This window comes from Scytonema hankhaensis NUACC26 (assembly GCF_045865695.1).
In the GTDB taxonomy this organism is placed as follows: domain Bacteria; phylum Cyanobacteriota; class Cyanobacteriia; order Cyanobacteriales; family Nostocaceae; genus Scytonema.
Genome location: NZ_BAACAP010000014.1, coordinates 1 through 3,397 on the forward strand (window position 1 = coordinate 1; position 3,397 = coordinate 3,397).

Below are 3,397 nucleotides of genomic sequence, written 5' to 3' on the forward strand. Positions count from 1 at the left end.
TAATCTGTAAAGGTCCGAATACTATAAATGGGAATATTTGGATAGCCGCCTGATATCCTCTGTTAAAAATATCCTGAGTTCTCTCCCAATTAATCTTGCGTTTAGTACTTTGAATAATATTATAAAATCTTCGCTGAATTATATTTACTTCTTTTTTTTCTCCCTGAAAAAAAGCTATTGATTCAGCGTGATTGCGAACATGAGTCAGGCTGTAAGTATAATCTGCTTCAAATTCGAGTTCCTCTTGATTAATTTTATTCAATTCTTGAGCCAAGTAAACAGCAATTAAATATTCGTTGATCGGGATTATCAACATCGGATTTAAAGTTGATTTTATAATAAGCACGATTGCTCAAATATTTTTCCAAAATAGAATTATTTAGCCATTGATACCAATCAAGAGCAATTTGTTTTCTAACAAATTTAGAAAATCCTACTAAGAGAGTTACGCAAACAAGGGCACCACCGTAAACCCATAAAGTATTAACCAATTTAGTTAAATCTTTCTCTTCAACGATGATATCGAGCAAATAGCGATTAACAAAGCTATTAAAGGCAGTTACAGCCACAAGGGCGACGATTAATAATATCAGGAGAATGAGCATTAACCATGAACGAATCACGTCAGAAAATGCTCTTCCTCTTGCCTCTGTTGGATACCAGTAAGGTCCGGCGATCGCTCTCACATTCTCCCAAAATTGATTAATACTTGGAGAAGAATCATTCGTTGAGGTTTTATCAAGAAAACTTGTAGACTGCATATCTTAAAAATTCATTTAGATTCTTGAGGCTGAGCTATGGATTATTCAAAGACACCATTTTCCCATAACTCTAACACCTCGTTGGCTGTAAAATAGCGTTCTTGTTCGGTAGCAAGAGATTTAATCGCGGAGCGCATTTTCTCATATTGCTCTCTCGGTTGAGGATTGTGCAATTTCTTTTCAAATAGATACTGGAAATTACTGACTCCACTCCATTTGCCAAAGACAACATCTATCGTATTATAAGGGAATGCTGCATAGCTGTTGGGATCGGAAAACAAAGAATTGACATGGATACCTGATTCGTGGCTTTGAGCAGCTTGAGAGTAAGGGGGAGCGGGACGAATCCCCAGTTTCTCAATAAGATCGGTTACGACGACGAGAGCGTCATAGTTAATTCCGCTGACTTCAATTCCGAAACGGACTTGCAACCCATTTAAAACTTGCTCGATGGCAACATTTCCGGCTCGCTCCCCAATACCGCCAAATGTACCCGATACTAAAGTCGCTCCCGCCATAAGGGACTGGAGGGTATTTTCGAGAGCCATGCCCATATCATTGTGATAGTGGACTCCAAAAGCGACTCCTATAGTGGATTGGAGCAGGTCGTTAACCCAAATATAGCTCTTTTCTGGACTCAGAATTCCTACTGTATCGCAGAGCAAGAAGTGTTCGATATAAGGACTGCATGAGCGGATACATTGCACCAAAAAGTCAAAATCGGCTCTGGAAGCATCTTCGGCGGCAAAGTCTACTCTAAGTCCAGCGACCCTTGTGGCATAGTGCAAATTTTCCACAATTACATCAATAGCATTTTGGCGGATTCTATTAATGACCTCAGTTGAAATGCCATCATCAATGGTTTTCCCTTTGAACTCTCTCATAAAGCGGAGCTGGGGGTCTCGCAGAAACAGCAATCGGTCAGAAACGGCATGGAACAGGATGATGCGCTTAACTCCGTAGCTTTTGGCGCGATCGATGTGCTGCTTTCCCATTAAAGTAGAAGCAGCAATCAAACTATCTAATCCCTCTGATACTAATGATTTGACTAGCTCTTCTTCTTGTTCGCAGACACTGGGCATGATGGCAAGTCCATGAACTCCGGTTTGGGCAATCAAATGGGCAAGTTTTTGTTTGGTTGAATAAGAGAAGAAAATACCTGCTTGTTGTTCTCCATCCCGCAGGGTTTCATCAGAAATTTTGAGAGAAAGGGTTTCCATTGTTTTACACCAATAAATTGAGGGGCTTACTTTTTCATAAGTGATACTCTGGATTTGAGTTAATTTCTACCCTGCTCCATCTACCATTGCCACCTGTAATTCTGTGGCTAATATTTTTACATTGGCTTCATAAAGCATTAGACCGTGGTTTCCAGGTACAGATATCACCTTGACAGGCTTTTGAGTATGAAATTGCCATCCCCAATCCGGTAGATCGTAATCAGAAATAGCTTGGAGTTCTTGTAAAAGAATCTCATGAACTTCTTGAGCGCGGAATAAAATAATGGGGGCAGAAATTCGATAATTAGGCTGATAATTTGCGTAATTGAGCGTCAACGTTTTCATCACTTTCATATTAGTTTTAAGTAAAGATAGGGTTGAGTGTTCTGGTAGGATATTATGACGGTATAAATACTCTGCTGCTTTGTCCCAACGAGCTTGGTCATTGGGTTGATCTGCTAAATCATCGTATTTCAGTCCTAAAGAAACCCCTTTTAAGGCTTCAATCCGTTGAATTGTTTGCCAAATCCAATCAAGATCTGCTCTATCAGTTAAATACCTAGGGTGAGAAACCAGTCCAGCGTCAAAGATAGCCAGTAAACTCACCTTTTCACCTTGCTGTTCCAATTGGGAAGCCATTTCAAAAGCAACAGCACAACCCGAAGAGTATCCTGCTAGTATGTATGGACTCTTAGCTTGCTGTTGGCGTAATAACTCAATGAGTTGACTCGCATGAGCTGCTACTGAGTCTGGGAGTGGGCTAAGTCCATCTCTTCCTGGTGTTTCGAGTCCATACACTGGTCGTTCAGTTCCTAAATTTATTGCCAAATCTCGAAAGTAGAAACCGTGACCATTTGCGCCAGGAAGACAATATAGAGGAGCTGCATCTCCCCAGTGACCAGTGACCAGTGACCAGTCACCAGGTTGGAGAGACAGTAAATCGGGATGGGACTGGTGAGCCTGAGTATGATAAAGTTGTTGTGCCAGTTGAGCAATAGTCGGGTTCTGAAATAAACTGCTTAAGGAAAGTTGTTGCCCAAACACCAGTTCAATATTATTGAGTAATTTCATTGCCAATAAAGAATGACCTCCCAAGTCGAAAAAGTTATTATGAATCCCAATTTCTTGACGTTCGAGTACAGCAGACCATACCTGTGCTAGTTGTTTCTCAACTTCGTTGCGTGGGGCTTCATATAAGTCTTCAACACCGCCATTGGGAGCAGGTAAAGCTTTACGGTCAATTTTGCCATTGGGAGTTAAAGGCAACTTATCTAGTACCACGATATGAGCAGGTACCATGTAATCCGGTAGACGGGATTTGAGCTCGTTTTTTAATTGGGTAGATAAATCTGTGGTAATTCCCGTTACATAGGCAATTAAACTCTGGTTGCTCTCAGTTTTATATAAGGTGACAAC

At 40.8% G+C, this 3,397-nt stretch carries 2 protein-coding genes and 1 pseudogene; all 3 read right to left on the reverse strand.

Translation table 11 applies throughout. The annotated features are described in order from the left end of the window. Window positions 1-761 (reverse strand): annotated as a pseudogene (locus ACKTT2_RS00160) (ABC transporter family protein); the annotation flags it as partial. Window positions 762-802: 41 nt separating this feature from the next. Continuing rightward, entirely contained in the window at window positions 803-1,981 is a 1,179-nt protein-coding gene (locus tag ACKTT2_RS00165) for a hydroxymethylglutaryl-CoA lyase-like TIM-barrel protein (protein ID WP_407882765.1), read from the reverse strand. A 66-nt stretch (window positions 1,982-2,047) separates the two neighbouring features. After that, window positions 2,048-3,397: thioesterase domain-containing protein (locus ACKTT2_RS00170; RefSeq protein WP_407882767.1), on the reverse strand; the 1,350-nt coding region annotated here is incomplete at its 5' end.